Raw genomic sequence first — 21,256 nt, forward strand, 5'->3', positions numbered from 1 at the left:
TTTGAAACGTTCAATGAATAACGCTTAATCCGGTTTCGAATTCAGCGCGAATTCAGCGATTTCAGTCCCCAGCGCGCGAGTGCCTCGTCGTCGGCCACGCGCGCATCGACCCAGCGCTCGCCGCTTTCCGTCTTCTCTTTCTTCCAGAACGGCGCCTGGGTTTTCAGGTAGTCCATGACGAACTCGCACGACGCGAATGCGTTCCCGCGATGCTTCGACGTCGTCGCGACCAGCACGATCTGGTCGAGCGGCAGCAGCTTGCCGACGCGGTGCACGATCAGCACCTCGGTGCCCGGCCAGCGCTCGCGCGCCGCGTCGACGATCGCCTCCAGCGACTTCTCCGTCATGCCCGGATAGTGCTCGAGTTCCATCGTCTGGACGGTCTCGCCTTCGTTGATGTCGCGCACCGTGCCGACGAAGCACGCGACGGCGCCCACCTTCGGATTCTGCGCACGCAGCGCGGCCACTTCCGTCGACAGGTCGAAGTCTTCTGTCTGGACTCGGACGGTCATATCGTTCCTCGCTGGCTGTGTCAGCCGCCCGTCACGGGCGGAAAGAACGCGACTTCGCAGCCGTCGGTGAGACGCGTGCCCGCGTCCGTCATCACGTGATTGCAAGCCATGCGCAGCGCGCGGCCTTCGGCGAGCGTCTCCGCCCACACGCCGCCACGCACGCGCAGCCACGTGCGCACGTCGCCGACCGTCGCGATGCCCTCGGGCACGTCCACGGATTCGTCGGACTGGCCGAGCGCTTCACGCACGCTCGCGAAATATTTCAGCTGGATGTTCATCGTCGGTAACAGCCCAATTGCGGCCTCAAGGGCCGTGCTCAGTTCAGCAACTCGGAAAACGGGATGAAGCGCACGGTTTCGCCGGCGCTGATCGCATGATTCGGCGGATTGTCGATCAGGCCGTCGCCCCAGACCGTCGACGTCAGCACGGCGGAACTCTGGTTCGGGAACAGATCGAGGCCGCCTGCGGCGTTGACGCGTGCGCGCAGGAATTCGTTGCGGCGATCGGCCTTTTGTTGCGTGAAATCGGCGCGCAGCGACAACGCACGCGGCGTCACTGTGCGCACGCCGGCGAGGCGCAGCAGGAACGGGCGCACGAACAGCAAAAACGTGGCGAAGGTCGAGACGGGATTACCCGGCAGGCCGATGAAGAAGGTTTCGTTCGAGCCGGTGTTTTGCGCATCGGGCGCAGCCGTGCGGCGAATCGCGCCGAACGCGAGCGGCTTGCCCGGCTTCATCGCGATCTGCCACATCGACAGACGCCCTTCCGCCTCGACGGCGGGCTTCACGTGATCTTCCTCGCCCACCGACACGCCGCCGCAGGTGAGGATCAGATCGTGATCTTGCGCGGCGTCACGCAGCGTTTTGCGCGTCGCGTCGAGCTTGTCGGGCACGATGCCGTAGTCGGTCACTTCGCAGCCGAGCTTGTGCAGGAGGGCCGTCAGCGTGAAGCGGTTCGAGTTGTAGATTGCGCCGGGCTTGAGCGGCTCGCCGGGCATGGTCAGTTCGTCGCCCGTGAAGAAGACGGCGACTTTCACGCGCCGCACCACGTCCAGATTCGCGCAACCGACGGACGCCGCGAGGCCCAGCGCCTGCGGCGTGAGCCGCGTGCCCGCGGGCAGGATCGTCGCACCCTTGTGGATGTCGGCGCCTTGCTGCGTGATCCATTCGCCTGTTTTCGGCGTGTGCAGGATCGTCACTTCGTCGCCGGCTGCTTCCGTCTGTTCCTGCATCACGATGGCATCGGCGCCGGGCGGCACGGTCGCGCCCGTGAAAATGCGCGCCGCCGTGCCTTCGGCGAGTGGTTGCGGCGCGTGACCCGCCGGGATGCGCTGCGAGATGGGCAGACGGCGCTCGCCCTGCGATAGCTCCGCGACGCGCACTGCGTAGCCGTCCATCGAGCTGGTGTTCATCGGCGGGACGTCGAGTGGCGAGATGACGTCGGACGCGAGCACCCGGTTGATCGCTTCCAGCGTGGGCAACGTTTCGTTGCCGGCGATTTGTGCGGCGGCGCCAAGTAAGGTCGCTAGCGCGTCGGCTGTCGAGAGCATCGGTGCGCGTGGCGCAGGTGATCCCGGAGAGGTTGATGTGGACATCATCGGATCGGATGAGGACGATTCGGAAAGAATCATTGTAGCGGGAGGGGACAATGCATGTAGTTGGCAGGTTTTTTTATCTGCGATGCGGGGTGGTTTGCTTTTTTGCCTTTCGGTGGTGGTGGTTGTAGTGCGGGCGTTGCCAATTGGTGTTTTTGGCGTCTGCGCTGGCATCCGCACTTTGCCTTCGTGCTTCACGCGTCGCCCCTGTGCGGGGCGGCACCTACTTTTCTTTGCCGCCGCAAAGAAAAGTAGGCAAAAGAAAGCGGCCAACACCGCCAACATTTCTTCCTGCCTGAGGGCCCCCAAAGGGTCTTACGCTTCACACGGCAGCATTCCTGTTCGCGTTCGTTGCCAACGCTTCGAATGAGCGCCTCACCCACTTCAAACCCCCGAACTTGGGCTAGCGGCAGCGAATGGTTTGCGCCGCCCAAGTGGCAAACTGTGTGTAGGCTATCGCGTCGTATAGCCTGGCGCTCTTACATGGAGGTATGCGCGTGCTATCGGTCCGAAGTGAGGCGTGCGAGGCACTACGGCCTACACAGAGTTTGCCACCTGGGCGGCCGTGGAATATCTGGCACGGCATGCGGCGACGCGGGTGCGTGAAGCGGGTGAGGCGCACCGCAAGAGCGTTGGCAACGAACATGGGTCACGTGATTGCCGTGTGAAGCGTAAGACCCGTTGAGGGCCCTCAGGCAAGAAGAAGGATTGGCGGTGTGAGCCGCTTTCTTTTGCCTACTTTTCTTTGCGGCGGCAAAGAAAAGTAGGTGCCGCCCCGCACAGGGGCGACGCCTGAAGCACGAAGGCAATACGCGGATGCCAGCGCAAACGCCAAAACACCGAACGGCGACGCACGAACCACGAAGGCAAATCGCGGATGCCAGCGAAACCAAAAGCAAACCAATCCACCCGCGCCGCAAAAGCACAAACCCCGTCAGCGTCGCAGACAAAAAACAAACCCTTATCGAGTCCGCTGCGCTACAAACTCCTTCACCCGATCCGCGTCATTCGCCAACACCTCGAACCGCTGCGGCAAATCCTCGATCCCACTGAACGCCGCCGGCCGCTCCGGCTCCCGCTCGAGCGCTTCGCGAATCGTCTCGCCGAACTTGATCGGCTGCGCCGTCTCCAGCACGATCATCGGAATGCCCGCTTGCAGATGTTCACGCGCAACCTTCACGCCATCCGCAGTATGCGTATCGATCATCGTGTCGTATTGCTCGAACACATCACGAATCGTATCGACACGATCGTCATGGCTACTGCGCCCCGACACAAAACCAAATTCCTCCACACGCGCAAAGTCGCCGCTGGCCTGCAAATCAAAGCCACCCTTCTCTTCGACATCGCGGAACAACTGCAACACACGCTTCGGATCACGCCCAAGCAGATCGAACACAAACCGCTCGAAGTTCGAAGCCTTCGAAATATCCATGCTCGGGCTGCTGGTGTGATACGTCTCCGACGACTTGCGCACGCGATAAATCCCCGTACGGAAGAACTCGTCGAGCACGTCGTTCTCATTGGTCGCGACCACGAGCTTTTCGACAGGCAGACCCATCATGCGCGCGATATGCCCCGCGCACACATTGCCGAAGTTACCCGACGGCACCGTGAACGACACGCGCTCATCGTTGCTCTTCGTCGCCGCGAAGTAGCCCTTGAAGTAGTACACAACCTGCGCAACGACGCGCGCCCAGTTGATCGAATTGACGGTGCCGATCTTCTGCTGCGCCTTGAACGCGTGATCGTTCGATACGGCCTTCACGATATCCTGGCAATCGTCGAATACACCCTCGATCGCGATGTTGAAGATATTCGGGTCTTGCAGCGAATACATCTGCGCCGTCTGGAACGCGCTCATCTTCTTATGCGGCGACAGCATAAAGACGCGAATGCCCTTCTTGCCGCGCATCGCATATTCGGCGGCGCTGCCCGTATCGCCCGAAGTCGCGCCGAGAATGTTCAGCGTCTGCCCGTGCTTCGCGAGCGTGTACTCGAACAGGTTGCCGAGCAGTTGCATCGCCATGTCCTTGAATGCGAGCGTCGGACCGTTTGACAGTTCGAGCAGCGACAGCGGCGTGCCGCCTTCGACGCCAAGCGTCTTCAGCGGCGTGATCTGCGCAGCGTTCTCCTCGTCGCGCACGTTGCAGTACATCTGCGCCGTGTAAGTGCGGCGCGTGAGTTCGCGCAGGTCTTCGTCGGGAATGTCGTCGCTGAACTTGCGCAGGATTTCGAACGCGAGGTCCGCGTACGGCAACGCGCGCCAGCGCGCGAGTTCATCCGCCGAGACCTTCGGATATTCGTTCGGCAAATACAGACCGCCATCCTTCGCGAGACCGCCGAGCAGGATGTCGGAGAACGTGTGGCGCTCGCCGATACCGGCGCCGCGCGTGGAAATGTAATTCATGAGCTAGCCTCTTTACGTGTGTGCGGTACGTCAGTTCAGCGCTTCCATGCGCAGCTTCGTCACCTTCGACACGACCGTCTTCAGCGCCTCGATGTTCGCGATCGCCGCGTTGACGTTCTTTTCGACCGTCTCGTGCGTAATCAGGATGATGTCCGTCTCGCCCTTCTTCGATACGTCCACCTGCTCCGATTCCTTCTGTAGCAGCGCGTCGATCGAGATGCCCGTGTCGGCCAGAATGCGCGTGATGTCGGCCAGCACGCCCGTCACGTCGGCGACGCGCAGACGCAGGTAGTAACCGCTCGTCACTTCGTCGATGGGGAGAATCGGCGTGCTCGACAGACGGTCCGGCTGGAACGCCAGATGCGGCACGCGATGCTCCGGATCAGCCGTATGCAGGCGCGTCACGTCGACGAGATCGGCGACCACGGCGGAAGCCGTCGGCTCCGCGCCCGCGCCCTTGCCGTAGTACAGCGTCGTGCCGACAGCATCGCCATGCACCACCACGGCGTTCATCGCGCCTTCCACGTTCGCGAGCAGACGCTTTTCGGGGATCAGCGTCGGATGCACGCGCAGCTCGATGCCGTTGTCGGCGCGGCGCGCGATGCCGAGCAGCTTGATGCGGTAGCCGAGTTCTTCCGCATACTTGATGTCGATCGCAGCGAGCTTGCTGATGCCTTCGACGTAGGCCTTGTCGAACTGCACAGGCACGCCGAACGCGATCGCGCTCATGATCGTCGCCTTGTGCGCGGCGTCGACGCCTTCGATGTCGAAGGTCGGGTCGGCTTCCGCGTAGCCGAGTTCCTGCGCGGCCTTCAGCGCCGTCGCGAAGTCGAGGCCGCGGTCGCGCATCTCCGACAGAATGTAGTTCGTCGTGCCGTTGATGATGCCCGCAATGTACTGGATGCGGTTGGCTGTCAGCCCTTCGCGCAGCGCCTTGATGATCGGGATGCCGCCTGCGACGGCCGCTTCGAACGCGACCATCACGCCGTTGGCACGCGCCGCTTCGAAAATTTCCGTGCCGTGCACGGCGAGCAGCGCCTTGTTGGCCGTCACGACATGCTTGCCGTTCTTGATCGCGCGCAGCACGAGTTCGCGCGCGATGCCCGTGCCGCCGATCATTTCAGCGACGATGTCGATAGTGGGATCGTCGACGACCGAACCGAAGTCGTCGGTAATCGCGACCGTACCCGCTTCGCTGCCGAGCGCGGCTGTTGCCTTGGCGGGATTGCGCACGGCAATGCGCGCAATCTCAATGCCGCGGCCCGCGCGTCGGTTGATTTCTTCCTGGTTGCGGCGCAGTACCGTGAAGGTGCCGCTGCCTACCGTGCCGAAGCCCAGCAGTCCAACTTTGATCGGTTCCATGCAGCGTGTGTGTCGAGTGAGAGATTGGTAAATCGGTTCGGGCGCGGAGTGTCCGCGCTCAGGCCGCGTGGCGTTTGCGATAGCCGTCGAGGAAGCGCGCGATCCGGTGGATCGAATCGGCAAGATCGTCGACGTTCGGCAGGAACACGACGCGGAAGTGATCCGGCGTTTTCCAGTTGAAGCCGCTGCCCTGCACCAGCAGCACGCGCTCCTCCAGCAGCAGATCCAGAATGAACTGCTGGTCGTTTTCGATCGGGTACAGCTTCGGGTCCAGACGCGGGAACATGTACAGGGCCGCCTCGGGCTTCACGCAGGTGACGCCGGGAATCGCCGTCAGCATGTCGTACGCGAGTTCGCGCTGCTTGTACAGTCGCCCGCCCGGCGCGATCAGTTCGTTGATGCTCTGATAGCCGCCCAGCGCCGTCTGGATCGCATACTGGCCGGGGACGTTCGGGCACAGGCGCATCGACGCCAGAATGCCGAGCCCTTCAAAGTAATCCTTCGCGCGGCGGCGGTTTTCGCCCGTCAGTCCCGACACCCACATCCAGCCCGCGCGATAGCCGCACGAGCGGTAGCTCTTCGACAGGCTGTTGAATGTGACCGTGAGCACGTCTTCGGACAACGACGCCATCGACGTGTGCGTCTTGCCGTCATAGATGATCTTGTCGTAGACCTCGTCCGCGAAAATCACGAGGCCGTGCTCGCGCGCAATCGCAATCAGGCCGAGCAGCAGCTCGTCCGAGTACAGCGCGCCCGTCGGGTTGTTCGGGTTGATGACGACGAGCGCCTTCGTGTTCGGCGTGATCTTCGCGCGGATGTCGTCGAGGTCGGGCATCCATGCGTTCGACTCGTCGCAGATGTAGTGCACTGGCGTGCCGCCCGACAGGCTCACGCCCGCCGTCCACAGCGGATAGTCGGGCGCGGGCAGCAGCACTTCGTCGCCGTCGTTCAGGAGCGCCTGCAAGGCCATCACGATCAGCTCGGAGGCGCCGTTGCCGATGTAGATGTCGTCCAGTTCGACGCCCACGACGCCCTTCTGCTGCGCGTAATGCATGATCGCCTTGCGCGCCGCGAATACGCCCTTCGAGTCCGAATAGCCCGACGACGTAGGCAAATTGCGGATCATGTCCTGGATGATTTCATCCGGCGCTTCGAAACCGAACGGCGCCAGATTGCCGATGTTCAGCTTGATGATGCGATGGCCTTCTTCTTCGAGGCGCTTCGCATGCTCGAGAACGGGCCCGCGAATGTCGTAGCAGACGTTCAACAGCTTGTTGGATTTGAGTATCGGTTTCACGACGGGCACTTCGTCCTGGGTAAATGAGCGGGACCACCGGGTGACCGGGACCACGGAGCACTCGCCCCACGCAGCGGGCAAGCGATGAGACGGGATTGCGCGGCGGGCGGTCCCGGGCCGCGCGGCGCGGGCCGGACCGGCACCAAGCATCATACGGGACGTGGGCGGCGCGCGGCCGTCGGAGGCCGGACAGGCGTTCCGGTAGCGCCTTTCGCCGACGCTTTCCGGGCAGCCCGCGGGCATCCGCGGAGCACCCCGCGATGCACCCCACTGGCAGCGGCGGGCGCGGTCGCCAGCCTTGCGGGCGCGGCTTGTGGCAGCGCGCGAACCTGAAGGGAGCCGCCGGGCGGCTGTAGGGTAGCCCCCTTTCCTCTCGGAAAAGGGGCCCCCTTGGAACTGTACGTGCGACTTTCACCGCATACAGCTCGAGCCTACAAACAATGCCCCGTTTACAACGGGGCCGGCTTCGTTACTACAAGTCTACCAGCGTGCACTTGCTGGTGGCAGTGTGGGTGAAGCAGTACCCGGTTGGACAACGCGTCCGACCCGCCATGCATCCGATATTCCAGATGATGATCGTGCCAGCCGGTGTCATCCGTCAGAGCACAACCACAGTGCGCACATAACCCGCTCTGTGACATAAATAGCGTCGCCCATTGCTTCCGGTACCGCACGGATTCCCACATGCGTTCCTGACGCAACTGCTCGCCATACTGCTCCCACGTCGGATCAAAGGGGTGGTAGTCTGAAGTTGACCCGGTTCGACGGATAGATTTGCAGTTGAGTCTAATGCGGTGTGGCACCTCCCGATAAGGTTGAATCGCGGGTTGTCCACGGTCGGGCGGCGGGTCGCCTGTCACGACCACGACGCTGCCCGGCGGTGGGCAACCCGCGCGGCGATAAGCTTTGATCTTGCGCATGCAGATTTTCGAACTCGAGCGGCGAGCAGTAGCCGATGCTGCTGTGCAGGCGGTGTATGTTGTACCAGCTCTCCAGAAACGAGAACACACGCCGCCGTGCCTGTTCGTGGGTCGCGAAGTGTTCGCGACAGAGCAGTTCGGCTTCGAGTGTGCCGAAGAACGACTCGCACATCGCGTTGTCATAGGCATCGCCGGCCGTGCCCATCGACGGCTGTACGCCTGCTTCGCGACATCGCCGTCCAAAGGCAATGGACGTGTATTGACAGCCTTGATCGGAATGTAGAATCACACCGTCATGGCGTCGTTGCTGCAACGCCATGTCCAGCGCGCGTAACATCAGTTCGGTGTACAGATGGTTAGACATCGCCCAGCCGATGATGCGACGACTGAACACATCCAGCACGACCGCCAGATAGAGGAATCCTTCGCCCGTGGGTACATAGGTCGCATCTGCGACCCACAGCACGTTTGTCGCGTCGGCACTGAAGTGCCGGCGCACCAGATCAGGCGCACGCCGGGCGCCTGCGCGTGGCCGTGTGGTGCGCGGCCAGCGCCGCCGGCTTGCCCCGCACAAACCCGCCATACGCATGAGGCGCGCCACCCGCTTGCGCCCCACGTGTACGCCTTCGCGCGCGAGTTGCGCATGGATACGCGGTGCCCCATACGTGCCGCGCGAGCTCGCATGTAGCGTGCGGATACGCGCGAGCAGTTGCGCATCGCTACGTGTGTGCATCGCCGGCTCTCGCACCAACCACGAGTAATAGCCGCTTGTCGAGACGCCGAGCAGCCGTGCCATCATCGCAATGGGCCAGCGGGCCCGGTTCGCTTTCATGAATCCGTACCGCTCTTCGGTGGAATGGATCCCGTCTCCCTCGCGAACCAGGCTGCCGCGTGAGAGAGTATGTCGCGCTCCATCTTCAATTGCCGGACTTCACGACGCAACCGTGCGAGCTCCTGCCGTTCGGCTGTGGTCAGACCGTCATGCCGCACGCCTGTGTCGCGATCAGCCTGCGCCACCCAGTTGTAGATGGTCTGTGCAGTCGGCTCGAACTCCTTTTCCAGTTCCTCCGGCCTGCGTCCAGCCTTCACCAGTTCGACCATTTGCGCCCGAAATTCCGCCGGGTACGGGGTACGATGCTTGCCCATAATCGGCACCTCCTTCTCCAAAGGATAGATGTCCGTTTTTCTGGGTCAACTTCAGTCCCCTTTCACCTTCTTGTGCCGTTTGATAACCGTACCGTTGATCTGGTATAGCTCAAATAGCCCCTTGCTGCCGTCTTTCCAAACCACAGGAGCAGCGAACACCCACTGACGTTCGCCGACTGAGTGGAAATACTTCTGTCCCACCCACCGGGCGTTCTTTTGCGGATGCCGCCTCTTAGACCACCACCAGAGTCTCCGAAAAACCAGATACTCCATGCGGTTGTACGCCTGTTTGGCCACGACGGGACTGTGATATTGCGCCCAGCCCCGTAACATCGGGTTCAGCAGCCGGATCAGATCCTCCTGCCTCACCGTCTTATTGCCGCTGATCGTTTCCGACACCTTGCGATAGAACGCTTGCGCGTTTTTCTTGCTCGGCTTGATGAGCAGTTTTCCCGAATATTTCCGGAAATTCCACCCAAGGAAATCGAAACCGTCAGCAATATGGGTGATCTGCGTTTTCTCCTCCGACAGTCGCAGTCCCCGAACCGCAAGGAATGCTTCCACCCAGGGCTGGACCTCACTCTCCAGCACCTCTTTCGAGTCGCCGGTGATGACGAAATCGTCCGCGTACCGCACCACATTCACTTTCAGCTTCTTGGCTTTTGCGATCCCTAGCTTCGCACCGAGGTGCGAATTTAGTTCACGTTCCAGCCCGTTCAGCGTCACGTTAGCCAACGTCGGGGAGATAATTCCTCCCTGCGGCGTACCGGCCTCAGTCGCCTGCAACTGCCCTTTGTAAATCAGGCCAGCTTTCAACCACTTCCGCAGAATGCCTCTGTCCATTGGGACATTCGCAATCAGCCAGTCGTGATTGATCCAGTCGAAGCAGCCTTTGATATCCGCTTCCAATACCCATTTGGCAGAGCCTTTCTGGGACATAGCGACGAATATCTGCGACATGGCATCGGCCGTCGAGCGGTTAATCCTGAACCCATAGGAGTTCGGGTCGCTCGTCGATTCCGACACCGGCTCCAGTGCCAGCAGATACAGGGCTTGCATCGCCCTGTCCCGCATGGTCGGAATGCCCAAAGGGCGCTCTTTCCCATTGGCCTTAGGGATAAAGACTCTCCGTAATGGCAGAGGCTTGTATCCACGCCGCTTCAACCGGCCGATGGCTTCCCATCGGCTCTCAGGCGAATCCCACAGTTCGCGATCGACTCCCGCCGTTCGCGCACCCTGGTTCTGCGTAACACGTCGTACCGCACACAACTTTGCGGACAACGTGCGGGTCAGCATCCGTTGCAGGGCCTTCACCCTGCGCCAGTCACCTTCCCGCGTCGCCTTCGCAATTCGAATCTGCATCCCTCTCACGTTCCGTTCGACCCGACGCCAATCTACGGCGTACCAGTTGTCAGGCACGTGGGAAAGCGCAGATCCATCCTGTCGGACGGATACTTTCATGCTGCTCTCCTACCTTGGGTTGATCATTCCCGCAGCAGAAGGCGCATCTTCCCCAACGGGGTAGACACACCCCGCTGGGGAACAACAGTTGAACAAATGTGGCCGCATGCGCCCACATGTCATCCATGTACGACTCACGAGCGCGAACGCCCGTGTCTACCAAAGCATCAAGGTCTGTCAGCCATCTTGCGACGGTAGACCAGACGGAAGTCTGCCCGCTTTCGCGTGGGGTAATGTCCCAACCCCTATCCGGACCATTACAGCCCGGCATTCGCTTTTTCCGTCCTCCCATACCCGCACCGTCAACAGCGTTCCTTACGGTCCACCTGCCAGCCAAACCGCGCTGGCAACGATACGGGCTTACCGCGTTCCCGGCATGTCACACGACTGACGTAGGTTCTGCCTATTCCCCGACGGTCCAACGACGACGCAATCCGACCTTCTAGCGGATTGACCGACCGCACACCTTTTGGTTAGTGCCTATCAGCAGCTTTGGCACTGCATTATTAACGAGGTTTAACAGCAGTTCACTTACATTAACCCTATCAGCCAGCCTAGCTCCTCGACCCCCCTTGCTGCTGGGAGTCTCCGAATGCCTACCTCACGGCAAGCATTCGCCCGAAACCATCCGGGGGCTACGTTGTCAGAGAAGCTTCAGACCCCACCGTTACCAGTGACGCATGTTCTCCTAGGCTACTGCTGGTCGTACAGCAGGTTCCCTGTCCCGCACTAAGCCGCGGGCTGGAACAATGACACACCGAGCTTGCGCTCGACATACCTTAAAATCACATACCCCAATCCGCCTTGTTAGCGGAGGTGAGGCCGCTAACCGGGCGGAACCTGACGGAAATCAGGTCAATGCAATTACGCTCGTGGGTCCTAAGACCTGCGAGCGTGTAAGGCCGCAATTCCAAGCCAGACGGCGCTCGGTTTCGCTTGCTACACAAGGGGTGGCCACAAGGTGCCACCAATGGGACGGCTTTCGCCGTCCAGTCGATGCGACTCGCGTCGCACAAAAAGTTATAATTTAGCGGATTTTGACCGACTTCCGCAATGCACCACGCAAGGCTCTGCAAGCCTGGAGCACGCGGCGGCAAGTGTTAGCCAAGCGGCAGCAAGCGCCCGCCCACGCGCGCGACGTGCCGCAGCCGCCGTTCGCGCGGGTTGCCCGGAGTCTCGACTGTCCCTGTGGCATTGAACCCGAGCTTGCGTATGCCGGTCGAACCGCGACTTCATGTCTAACGACGACCACGGAAAACCAGTTTGAAATTACACCAGGATTCAAGCGGCGCCCTGAACACCGTCACGGGCTACGGCGCCGGCTATGTCGACATCAATCTCGAACGTCATACGGGCAGCATCATCGTGATGCCGGAAAAGCCGGTCATCAGCTGGCCGGTGTCGTCGTTCGAGGCCCTCTCGCCCGAGCACTTCGCGCTGCTGATCGAGCCCGCGCCGGAAGTCGTCATCTTCGGCAGCGGCGAGCGCCTGCGCTTTCCGCATCCGCGCCTCACGGCCGCGCTCGCCGCCCACCGGATCGGCGTCGAGACGATGGACTTCAAGGCCGCTTGCCGAACCTACAACATCCTGATGGCGGAAGGCCGCAAGGTCGCCGCCGCGCTGCTGATCGAAGGCTGAAGGCTGCGTCTGCGCCCGCTCTTCCAGAGGACGCCGCGGCGTTTTTGGATTGGCTGCCTTGCGGATCAAGTACACTGCGCGGCCCGGCGCCCGAAAGCGGGCGAACGCAGGCCACGAAGCACGCCACCAATCAGGTTGCATAAGGTTGTGTTAAGGACCCGGCACGGACAATCCGCGCCGGCGGACTGCGCGGCATCGGCTGCAGCTCAGTCGCGCCACACCCTGTCCGCGCGCGCCCTGCGGCACGCCGGCAGCGGAATTCGCGCTGCGCGCTGCCTCAACGCGCCGCAGCAAAGATTCCGTCCGAACGGAATAAGAAAGAAGCCGCGACAGCGGCGCCGACAAAGGTTGAAAAACACATGAACGACAAGCCGTCCGGGCTGACGCTCAATCGCACGACGGTCCTGCTGCTCGTGCTCGCTCTGGCCGTGATCTGGTTCGTGCCGCTAGGCTGGCGTCATCTGCTGCCGAGCGACGAAGGCCGCTACGCGGAAATGGCGCGCGAAATGTTCGTCACCAGCGACTGGATCACGCCGCGCTACAACGGCTACAAGTACTTCGAGAAGCCACCGCTGCAAACCTGGGCGAACGCGCTGTCGTTCGCGTGGTTCGGCATCGGCGAATGGCAGGCGCGCCTCTACACCGCGCTGACCGGCTTCGCGGGCGTGCTGCTGATCGGCTACACGGGCGCGCGCGTGTTCAACGTCGCGACGGGTTTCTTCGCCGCGCTCGTGCTCGCGAGCGCACCGTACTGGTATCTGATGGGCCATTTCAACACGCTCGACATGGGCCTGTCGTTCTGGATGGAAGTCACGCTGTGCGCGCTGCTGCTCGCGCAGCGCCCGGGGCTCGCCGCGCGTGAGCAGCGGCTGTGGATGTGGCTCGTGTGGGCGTCGATGGCGCTCGCGGTGCTGTCCAAGGGCCTCGTCGGGCTGATCCTGCCGGGCGCCGTGCTCGTGCTGTACACGGTGGTCGCGCGCGACTGGGCGCTCTGGAAGCGTCTGTACCTCGTGAGCGGGCTGATCGTGTTTTTCGCGGTCGTCACGCCGTGGTTCGTGCTCGTGCAGGACCGCAACCCCGAGTTCTTCAATTTCTTCTTCGTCGTCCAGCAGTTCAGGCGTTATCTGACGCCCGAGCAGAATCGCCCCGGCCCGCTCTGGTATTTCGTGCCCGTGATGCTGGTCGGCTTCCTGCCGTGGCTGTCGGTCACATTTCAGAGCGCGCGGCACGCGCTGCGCATGCCGCGCCAGGCGAATGGCTTCGCGCCCGTCACACTGCTGTTCGTGTGGACCGCGTTCATCTTCGTGTTCTTCAGCGCGTCGCATTCGAAGCTGCTGTCGTACACGCTCCCCATCGCGCCCGCGATCGCGCTCGTGATCGGCATGTATCTGCCCCTCGTCACGCGCGAGCAGTTTCACCGGCATCTGACGGGCTACGCGCTATTCCTCGTGGCGGGCGGCTTCGGCGCAGTGTTTCTCGGGCGCCTGGGCGACCGGCGCAATCCGAATGCGCTGTACCTGGAATTCCGCACATGGGTGTTCGCGGCGCTCGCGATCGGGTTCGTGTTTACGCTCGTCGCGATCTGGATCAACCGGCGCAGGCGCGGCGCCGCGAGCGGCGCGCAGAACGGTCTGCCCGCCGGCGCCATGGCCACCACGCCGGGCGTGGCGAGCGGGAGCGCAACATCGACGGGCATCGTCGGCGCCGCGACGGCGTTCGGCATCGGCTGGGTGCTGCTCGCGACGATCGCCGGCACGGGCCACGACGCGTTCGGCCGGCTGTCGTCGGGCGCGCCGCTGGCGCCCGACGTCAAGGCGGCGCTCGCAAAGCTGCCCGCCGACACGCCGTTCTACTCGGTCGGCGTGCTTGATCACACGCTGCCCTTCTACATCGACCACACGATGATCATGGTCGAGCATGCGGACGAACTGGCGTTTGGCGTGTCGGTGGAACCGCAAAAATGGGTGCCGACGATCCCGCAATGGATCGAGCGCTGGAAGGCCGACCGATACGCGTTGGCACTGATGTCGCCGGATCGCTACAAGGCATTCAGCGAGCAGCATCTGCCGATGACCGTCGTCGCACGCGATTCGCGCCGCGTGATCGTCGAAAAGCCGCTTCCCGCTGAAGCAGGCGCCGCCTCGCAAGGCGCCGCGCCGGCCGCGGCTTCAGAGCCCCAACCGCAGCAATGACCTCCTCCCTCACTCGAACTATCCTTCGATGAACCCGATTTCGCTTTTCTGCATCCTCGCTGGCGTCGCGCTGAACGCGACGGCCCAGCTGCTTCTGAAGGCCGGCACGAATGCCGTCGGCCATTTCGACTTCACGATGGCCAACGTCATTCCGATCGGTTGGCGCATCGCGACGCAGCCGCCCATCGTCGGCGGCCTCGCCTGCTATGTGCTGAGCGTGGTCGTATGGGTTGTCGGGCTGTCGCGTGTGGACGTGTCGATTGCCTATCCGATGCTGTCGCTCGGCTATGTTGTGAACGCGTTCGCCGCGTGGTATCTGTTCGGCGAGGTGTTGTCGGCGCAACGCCTGATCGGCATTGGCGTGATCCTGGTCGGCGTGGTGCTCGTCGCGCGTAGCTGACGGCACGGCCTACCGGCGCGGTCCGGACATAGAAGAAACGCCCCTGGCAAGCACGCCGGCGTCTGCTAACGTATTCCAAATTGTTTCGAGCGCTGGACATTGGAGCGGAACTCGCACATTATCGCCGCCGCGTTCCGGCACTGATCAGCGCAGCCGCGGCAAATTAAGCTTAATGAAAGCTAAATGCCGGGCTTCGTTTAGAAAAGCAGCCGGCGACCCTTTTTAATATCGAGCAAAACCATCCATGACCCAGTCATCCGTTCCGTTTTTGCCGTTCGTCCGTCCCGAGATCGATGAAGAAACGATCCGCGGTGTTGTCGACGTGCTCCGCTCCGGCTGGATCACGACGGGCCCGCAGAACCAGGCGTTCGAAAAGGCATTGTCGGAATACTGCGGCGGCCGCCCGGTGCGTACGTTCAATTCGGGCACGGCGACGCTGGAAATCGGTCTGCGCATCGCGGGCGTCGGCGCCGGCGACGAAGTCATCACGACGCCGGCGTCATGGGTGTCGACCAGCAACGTGATTCTGGAGGTGGGCGCGACGCCCGTGTTCGTCGATATCGACCCGGCCACGCGCAACATCGATCTGGATCTGATGGAAAAGGCGATCACGCCGCGCACCAAGGCGATCATTCCCGTGTTCCTGTCGGGCCTGCCCGTCGACATGGACCGCCTCTACGCGATCGCCCGCGCGCACAAGCTGCGCGTGATCGAAGACGCCGCGCAGGCGTTCGGCTCGACGTGGAACGGCGAGCGTATCGGCAAGCTCGGCGACATCGTGTCGTTCAGCTTCCACGCCAACAAGAACCTGACCTCGATCGAAGGCGGCGCACTTGTGCTGAACAACGAGGAAGAAGCCGTCCTCGCGCAGAAATACCGGCTGCAGGGCATCGTGCGCACGGGTTTCGACGGCATGGATTGCGAATTGCTGGGTGGCAAGTACAACCTGACGGACGTCGCGGCGCGCGTCGGCCTCGGGCAGCTGCAGCACATCGAGCGCTTCAACGCGCAGCGCAAGAAGCTCGCGCACGCGTACTTCGATGGTTTCGAAGGCGGCGCGGCCGTGAAGCTCGGCATGGGCCTGCCGCTCGCGGACTTCGAAAACAGCAACTGGCACATGTTCCTCGTGACGCTGCCGCTCGCGCGCCTGTCGCTCAGCCGCGCAGCGTTCATGGAGCAGATGAAGGAACGCGGCATCGGCACGGGCACGCATTACCCGGCTATCCACCTGTTTTCGCTGTACCGCGCGATGGGCTACAAGGAGGGCATGTATCCGCATGCGGAGCACTATGGCGCGACCACGCTCACGCTGCCGCTCTTCACGCAGATGAATGAAGGCGACGTCGCGCGCGTGTGCCGCGCCGTCAACGAGATTTGCGAACAATACGGCCGATAATCTGGTCAATCAAGCGGTCAACCAAGCGGAAACCCAGCGGAAATGAATCAAACGGACCCACGCACGGTCGCTCCCGAACTCTCGGTCATCATCCCCGTGTACAACGAGGAAGCGGGGCTCGGCGAGCTGTTCTCGCGACTGTACCCGGCCCTCGACGCGCTCGGCACGGGCTATGAGGTGATCTTCATCAACGACGGCAGCCGTGACCGGTCGCCGGCGCTGCTCGCCGAGCAGTTCCGCGCCCGTCCCGACACCACGCGCGTGATCCTGCTGAACGGCAACTACGGGCAGCACATGGCGATTCTCGCGGGCTTCGAGCAGTCGCGCGGCCAGATCGTCGTCACGCTCGACGCCGACCTGCAGAATCCGCCTGAAGAAATCGGCAAGCTGTGCGCGAAGATGCGTGAAGGCTTCGATTACGTCGGCACGATCCGCATGCAGCGCCAGGACAGCCTGTGGCGGCGCAAGGCGTCGCTGGTGATGAACCGTCTACGCGAGCGCATCACGCGCATCAAGATGACCGACCAGGGCTGCATGCTGCGCGCGTACAGCCGCCATATCGTCGACACGATCAACCGCTGCGGCGAAATCAACACGTTCATCCCCGCGCTCGCCTACACCTTCGCGCAAAACCCCGTTGAGATCGACGTCGCGCACGAAGAGCGCTTCGCGGGTGAGTCGAAGTATTCGCTGTACAGCCTGATCCGTCTGAACTTCGACCTCGTGACGGGCTTTTCGGTCGTGCCGCTGCAATGGCTGTCGTTCATCGGCGTGATTCTTTCAATGGGTTCGGCCGCCCTGTTCGTGCTGCTGCTGATTCGCCGCTTCATCATCGGCGCGGAAGTGCAAGGCGTGTTCACGCTATTCGCTATCACGTTCTTCATGCTCGGCGTGATCATCTTCGCGCTCGGGCTGCTTGGCGAATATATCGGCCGCATCTATCAGCAGGTGCGCGCGCGGCCTCGCTATCTGGTGCAGACCATCCTCGAACAACGCAACGGCGAACCGGTTGCCGCGCAGCCGCGCCAGTCGGTCATCCCGGGCGTGCAAGCCGCGCCCGTCACCGGCGACGACCAGGGGCTCATCCGATGAAGCCGCGCGCCGTCGTTTTCGCGTATCACAACGTCGGCGTGCGCTGTCTGCAGGTGCTGCTCGCGCGCGGCGTCGACGTCACACTCGTCGTCACGCACGAAGACAGCCCGACGGAAAACATCTGGTTCGGCAGCGTCGCGTCGGTGGCGGCCGAGCACGGCATTCCCGTCGTCACGCCCGCTGATCCGAAGAGCCCTGAATTGCGCGCGCGCGTCGTCGAGGCGCGGCCGGACTTCATCTTCTCGTTCTATTACCGGCACATGCTGCCCGTCGATCTGCTGGCCGTCGCGCCGCGCGGCGCGTACAACATGCACGGCTCGCTGCTGCCGAAATATCGTGGCCGCGTGCCGACCAACTGGGCCGTGCTCAACGGCGAAACCGAGACGGGCGCGACGCTGCACGAGATGGCCGCGAAGCCGGATGCCGGCGCGATCATTGCGCAGACGCCCGTGCCTATCCTGCCCGACGATACAGCCGCGCAGGTGTTCGACAAGGTAACCGTGGCCGCCGAGCAGACGCTGTGGCGCGCGCTGCCCGCGCTGCTCAAGGGCGAGGCGCCGCACCTGCCGAACGATCTCGCGCACGGCAGCTACTTCGGCGGACGCAAGCCGGAAGACGGGCGCATCGACTTCAGCCAGAGCGGCCAGCAGGTCTACAACCTGATTCGCGCCGTCGCGCCGCCGTATCCGGGAGCGTTTACTGACATCGACGACGCGCCGGACGGCGCGCGCTTTATCGTCGCGCGGGCGCGCCTGGCACCGCCCGGCGCGCCAGACGGGGATTTGCCGCCCGGCATCCACGTAGGCGATAATGGCTTTTTTGCGACATGCGGCGACGGCCGCATCATCGTGATCCACGAATTGCGGCATCTGCGCGACGGCAACGAGCGCGTCGTCACCCCCGCCGAATTCACCCAGCTCACTCAATCTTCCCGTAACACATGAAAAAAGTCCTGATTCTGGGTGTGAACGGCTTCATCGGCCATCACCTGTCCAAGCGCATTCTCGAAACGACCGATTGGGAAGTGTTCGGCATGGACATGCAGACCGAACGCCTCGGCGATCTCGTCAACCACGAGCGCATGCATTTCTTCGAAGGTGATATCACGATCAACAAGGAGTGGGTCGAGTATCACGTGAAGAAGTGCGACGTGATCCTGCCGCTGGTCGCGATCGCCACGCCCGCTACGTACGTGAAGCAGCCGCTGCGCGTGTTCGAACTGGACTTCGAGGCGAACCTGCCCATCGTCCGTTCGGCCGTGAAGTACGGCAAGCATCTCGTCTTCCCGTCCACGTCGGAAGTCTATGGCATGTGCTCCGACGAACAATTCGACCCGGACGAGTCCGCCCTCACCTACGGCCCGATCAACAAGCCGCGCTGGATCTACGCGTGCTCGAAGCAGCTGATGGACCGGGTGATCTGGGGCTACGGCATGGAAGGCCTGAACTTCACGCTGTTCCGTCCGTTCAACTGGATCGGCCCGGGCCTCGACTCGATCTACACGCCGAAGGAAGGTTCGTCGCGCGTGGTCACGCAGTTCCTCGGCCATATCGTGCGTGGCGAGAACATCAGCCTCGTTGACGGCGGCGCGCAGAAGCGCGCGTTCACGGATATCGACGACGGCATCAGCGCGCTGATGAAGATCATCGATAACAAGGACGGCATCGCGACGGGCAAGATCTATAACATCGGCAACCCGACGAACAACTTCTCGGTGCGCGAACTGGCGCACAAGATGCTTGCGCTCGCCGCCGAATTCCCCGAGTACGCGGAAACGGCAAAGAAGGTGCAACTGGTCGAGACGTCGTCGGGCGCTTACTACGGCGCGGGCTACCAGGACGTGCAGAACCGCGTGCCGAAGATCGACAACACGATGCAGGAACTCTCCTGGGCGCCGCATTCGACTTTCGACGAAGCGCTGCGCAAGATTTTCGAAGCGTACCGCGGCCATGTCGCCGAAGCACGCGCCCTCGTCGAACAACAGTAAGGGCTGCCGCGCTTGGCTCTGATCGTCCTGAAGATCGATGTCGATACGCTGCGCGGCACGCGTGAAGGCGTGCCGAATCTCGCGCGTATCTTCGACCGCTACAAGGCGCGCGCCACGTTCCTGTTCAGCCTCGGCCCGGACCACACCGGTTGGGCGATGCGGCGCGTGCTGCGGCCGGGCTTTCTGAAGAAGGTGTCGCGCACGTCGGTGGTCGAGCATTACGGCGTGAAGCAGTTGATGTACGGCGTGCTGCTGCCCGGCCCCGACATCGGCGCGCGCGCCCGCTCCGAAATGCGCGCGATCCACGAAGCCGGCTTCGAATGCGGCATTCACACGTGGGATCACGTGTACTGGCAGGACAACGTGCGTTCGCGTCCGCGCGACTGGACCGTCGCGCAGATGCAGAAGAGCCACGACCGCTTCGCCGAGATCTTCGGCATGCCGCCCGTCACGCACGGCGCGGCCGGCTGGCAGATGAACGGCCATGCGTTCGAGCAGATCGACGCGTGGGGCATGCGGTACGCGTCCGATGGACGCGGGCATGCGCCGTACTTCCCCGTGGTGGGCGGCCGCACGCTTTCGCATGTGCAGATGCCGACCACGCTGCCTACGCTGGACGAAGTGCTGGGCATCGACGGCATCGACACGCACAACGTCGCCGCGTGGATGTTGAAGCGCACGGAAAACAATCCGCACGATCAGGTGTTCACGCTGCACGCGGAACTCGAAGGCCAGAAGCTTGCGCCCGTGTTCGAGCAGCTGCTTGCCGGCTGGCGCGCGCAAGGTCACACATTTGCCACGATGGGCGATTATCACGCCACGCTAGACCGTGACACACTGCCGTCGTACCCTGTGACGTGGGGCGAGATTCCGGGCCGTTCCGGCGAACTGATCGTTCAGCCCGACTAGCCGCACGGCGGCCGGGCGTCATTCGACACGCGTTCGCCCAATGTCAAAGACCTCATTGGCCGAACGCGCGACACGTCCCGAAGAACACCCAGCAACCCCGAAGAACGCGCTCAGGCGCGGCCCACGCCGCCGCCGACACCGATAACAACCGATAACAAACCGGAGGACCTCGTGCCCATCGCAGTCGATCAAGCCGTTCCCGATTTCACCGCCCCGGCTACGGGCGGCGACTTCACGCTGTCCAGCCTGCGCGGCAAGAAAGTCGTCGTGTATTTCTACCCGAAGGACAACACGCCCGGCTGCACGACGGAAGGACTGCAGTTCCGCGACCTGTATCCGAAGTTCAAGAAGGCGGGCGCGGAGATCATCGGTGTGTCGCGCGACAGCGTGCGCTCGCACGATAACTTCAAGGCCAAGCTGGAACTGCCGTTTACCTTGGTATCGGATCCGGACGAAACGCTGTGCACGCTCTTCGGCGTCATGAAATTGAAGAAAATGTATGGCAAAGAAGTACGGGGAATCGAGCGCTCCACGTTCGTCATCGATGCTGAAGGCGTGCTGCGCCGCGAATGGCGCGGCGTGAAAGTGCCAGGTCACGTCGACGAGATTCTGGAGGCTGTACAAGCGCTTTGAGGCGCGTTATATTGGGCCGCAATGAGTGCCTGTTCACATACTTTTTTCCGCAGTTGCGCTGCAGATCGCGTCGTCGCCGCCGCTGACAGGTCGGCCATGAGGCGAGCCATGAGGCGCAATGCGATGACCGAAGTCGAGCCGCTTGCCCCGTCTGCCGGGGCGGCGGCTTTTTTAATTGCGCGCAGCAGTTTGCGTCGTTCGCAGCGCACTTTCGTCAAGGAGCCGATCGAAGACCAGGCGAACCGGCATTACTAATCCGACACGCGCCACCGGACGCAAATTGCGGGCGCACGACGCACGACAGTTT

The 21,256-nt window shown here is 62.6% G+C and carries 17 protein-coding genes and 3 pseudogenes; 11 read left to right on the forward strand and 9 right to left on the reverse strand.

From position 1 onward, the window contains the following. Positions 1-41: 41 nt before the first annotated feature. The 3 genes from moaE to C2L64_RS09220 are packed head-to-tail and all read right to left on the reverse strand — an operon-like array spanning position 42 to position 2,061. Complete coding sequence (moaE, locus tag C2L64_RS09210; RefSeq protein ID WP_079485802.1) at positions 42-512, reverse strand: molybdopterin synthase catalytic subunit MoaE; 471 nt, start codon at positions 510-512, stop codon at positions 42-44. Positions 513-532: 20 nt separating this feature from the next. Then, positions 533-790: a molybdopterin converting factor subunit 1 gene (moaD, locus tag C2L64_RS09215; protein ID WP_007586520.1), complete on the reverse strand. Its 258-nt coding sequence runs from the start codon at positions 788-790 to the stop codon at positions 533-535. Between the two features lie 38 nt (positions 791-828). Next, entirely contained in the window at positions 829-2,061 is a 1,233-nt protein-coding gene (locus C2L64_RS09220; RefSeq protein ID WP_090835298.1) for a molybdopterin molybdotransferase MoeA, read from the reverse strand. Between the two features lie 37 nt (positions 2,062-2,098). On the opposite strand from C2L64_RS09220, the gene C2L64_RS53115 reads away from it, so the two are divergent. Further along, positions 2,099-2,476, forward strand: a complete 378-nt coding sequence (locus C2L64_RS53115; protein ID WP_131542649.1) for a hypothetical protein — start codon at positions 2,099-2,101, stop codon at positions 2,474-2,476. A gap of 591 nt (positions 2,477-3,067) precedes the next feature. On the opposite strand, the gene thrC is transcribed toward C2L64_RS53115, so the two are convergent. The 6 genes and pseudogenes from thrC to ltrA all read right to left on the reverse strand — a co-directional run. Further along, positions 3,068-4,516 (reverse strand): threonine synthase, encoded by a 1,449-nt coding sequence (thrC, locus tag C2L64_RS09225; RefSeq protein WP_090835300.1) that lies wholly within the window; start codon positions 4,514-4,516, stop codon positions 3,068-3,070. Between the two features lie 30 nt (positions 4,517-4,546). Further along, the gene (locus C2L64_RS09230) at positions 4,547-5,878 is read right to left on the reverse strand and encodes a homoserine dehydrogenase (RefSeq protein ID WP_007586527.1); all 1,332 of its coding nucleotides are present in this window, start codon (positions 5,876-5,878) and stop codon (positions 4,547-4,549) included. Positions 5,879-5,936: 58 nt separating this feature from the next. After that, positions 5,937-7,184 carry a pyridoxal phosphate-dependent aminotransferase gene (locus C2L64_RS09235; RefSeq protein WP_035539403.1) on the reverse strand — a complete coding sequence of 416 codons (1,248 nt, stop codon included), beginning with the start codon at positions 7,182-7,184 and terminating at the stop codon, positions 5,937-5,939. Between the two features lie 440 nt (positions 7,185-7,624). Continuing rightward, positions 7,625-7,915 (reverse strand): annotated as a pseudogene (locus C2L64_RS09240) (HNH endonuclease); the annotation flags it as partial. Between the two features lie 178 nt (positions 7,916-8,093). Further along, positions 8,094-9,241 (reverse strand): annotated as a pseudogene (locus C2L64_RS09245) (IS3 family transposase); the annotation flags it as partial. A 54-nt stretch (positions 9,242-9,295) separates the two neighbouring features. Beyond that, positions 9,296-10,702: pseudogene (gene ltrA / locus C2L64_RS09250) on the reverse strand (group II intron reverse transcriptase/maturase); the annotation flags it as partial. 1,263 nt (positions 10,703-11,965) lie between these two features. Here ltrA and C2L64_RS09260 point away from each other — a divergent pair. The 10 genes from C2L64_RS09260 (at position 11,966) to C2L64_RS55845 (ending at position 21,204) form a co-directional block, all read left to right on the forward strand. Continuing rightward, on the forward strand, positions 11,966-12,340 hold the full coding sequence (locus tag C2L64_RS09260) for an Mth938-like domain-containing protein (protein WP_007586537.1): 375 nt from the start codon (positions 11,966-11,968) through the stop codon (positions 12,338-12,340). A gap of 359 nt (positions 12,341-12,699) precedes the next feature. Beyond that, a complete protein-coding gene (locus tag C2L64_RS09265) occupies positions 12,700-14,532 on the forward strand; it encodes a glycosyltransferase family 39 protein (RefSeq protein WP_090835307.1) in 1,833 nt (610 codons plus the stop codon). A 28-nt stretch (positions 14,533-14,560) separates the two neighbouring features. Next, positions 14,561-14,932 (forward strand): SMR family transporter, encoded by a 372-nt coding sequence (locus tag C2L64_RS09270; RefSeq protein ID WP_090835309.1) that lies wholly within the window; start codon positions 14,561-14,563, stop codon positions 14,930-14,932. 244 nt (positions 14,933-15,176) lie between these two features. Then, entirely contained in the window at positions 15,177-16,328 is a 1,152-nt protein-coding gene (locus C2L64_RS09275; protein ID WP_090835311.1) for a DegT/DnrJ/EryC1/StrS family aminotransferase, read from the forward strand. Between the two features lie 42 nt (positions 16,329-16,370). Then, positions 16,371-17,420, forward strand: coding sequence for a glycosyltransferase (locus tag C2L64_RS09280; protein WP_007586541.1), 1,050 nt, complete (start codon positions 16,371-16,373; stop codon positions 17,418-17,420). Next, the gene (locus tag C2L64_RS09285; protein WP_090835312.1) at positions 17,417-18,364 is read left to right on the forward strand and encodes a formyltransferase; all 948 of its coding nucleotides are present in this window, start codon (positions 17,417-17,419) and stop codon (positions 18,362-18,364) included. The genes C2L64_RS09280 and C2L64_RS09285 overlap by 4 nt, the downstream gene beginning before the upstream one ends. After that, a complete protein-coding gene (locus C2L64_RS09290) occupies positions 18,361-19,407 on the forward strand; it encodes a bifunctional UDP-4-keto-pentose/UDP-xylose synthase (protein ID WP_007586543.1) in 1,047 nt (348 codons plus the stop codon). The genes C2L64_RS09285 and C2L64_RS09290 overlap by 4 nt, the downstream gene beginning before the upstream one ends. Positions 19,408-19,419: 12 nt before the next feature. Further along, positions 19,420-20,316, forward strand: coding sequence for a polysaccharide deacetylase family protein (locus tag C2L64_RS09295; RefSeq protein ID WP_079485822.1), 897 nt, complete (start codon positions 19,420-19,422; stop codon positions 20,314-20,316). 171 nt (positions 20,317-20,487) lie between these two features. Beyond that, positions 20,488-20,949, forward strand: coding sequence for a peroxiredoxin (locus C2L64_RS09300; RefSeq protein ID WP_007586546.1), 462 nt, complete (start codon positions 20,488-20,490; stop codon positions 20,947-20,949). A gap of 123 nt (positions 20,950-21,072) precedes the next feature. Next, positions 21,073-21,204 (forward strand): hypothetical protein, encoded by a 132-nt coding sequence (locus C2L64_RS55845; protein ID WP_255221895.1) that lies wholly within the window; start codon positions 21,073-21,075, stop codon positions 21,202-21,204. Positions 21,205-21,256 lie beyond the last annotated feature (52 nt).

It is taken from the genome of Paraburkholderia hospita (genome assembly GCF_002902965.1).
In the GTDB taxonomy this organism is placed as follows: domain Bacteria; phylum Pseudomonadota; class Gammaproteobacteria; order Burkholderiales; family Burkholderiaceae; genus Paraburkholderia; species Paraburkholderia hospita.

Excerpts from the sequence above, each read along its gene's own strand:
- moaE (WP_079485802.1), bottom strand. The coding sequence starts at position 512 with ATGACCGTCCGAGTCCAGACAGAAGACTTCGACCTGTCGACGGAAGTG.
- C2L64_RS09275 (WP_090835311.1), top strand. The coding sequence starts at position 15,177 with ATGACCCAGTCATCCGTTCCGTTTTTGCCGTTCGTCCGTCCCGAGATC.
- C2L64_RS09290 (WP_007586543.1), top strand. The coding sequence starts at position 18,361 with ATGAAAAAAGTCCTGATTCTGGGTGTGAACGGCTTCATCGGCCATCAC.
- thrC (WP_090835300.1), bottom strand. The coding sequence starts at position 4,516 with ATGAATTACATTTCCACGCGCGGCGCCGGTATCGGCGAGCGCCACACG.
- C2L64_RS09280 (WP_007586541.1), top strand. The coding sequence starts at position 16,371 with ATGAATCAAACGGACCCACGCACGGTCGCTCCCGAACTCTCGGTCATC.
- C2L64_RS09270 (WP_090835309.1), top strand. The coding sequence starts at position 14,561 with ATGAACCCGATTTCGCTTTTCTGCATCCTCGCTGGCGTCGCGCTGAAC.
- moaD (WP_007586520.1), bottom strand. The coding sequence starts at position 790 with ATGAACATCCAGCTGAAATATTTCGCGAGCGTGCGTGAAGCGCTCGGC.
- C2L64_RS09220 (WP_090835298.1), bottom strand. The coding sequence starts at position 2,061 with ATGCTCTCGACAGCCGACGCGCTAGCGACCTTACTTGGCGCCGCCGCA.
- C2L64_RS09265 (WP_090835307.1), top strand. The coding sequence starts at position 12,700 with ATGAACGACAAGCCGTCCGGGCTGACGCTCAATCGCACGACGGTCCTG.
- C2L64_RS09230 (WP_007586527.1), bottom strand. The coding sequence starts at position 5,878 with ATGGAACCGATCAAAGTTGGACTGCTGGGCTTCGGCACGGTAGGCAGC.
- C2L64_RS09285 (WP_090835312.1), top strand. The coding sequence starts at position 17,417 with ATGAAGCCGCGCGCCGTCGTTTTCGCGTATCACAACGTCGGCGTGCGC.
- C2L64_RS55845 (WP_255221895.1), top strand. The coding sequence starts at position 21,073 with ATGACCGAAGTCGAGCCGCTTGCCCCGTCTGCCGGGGCGGCGGCTTTT.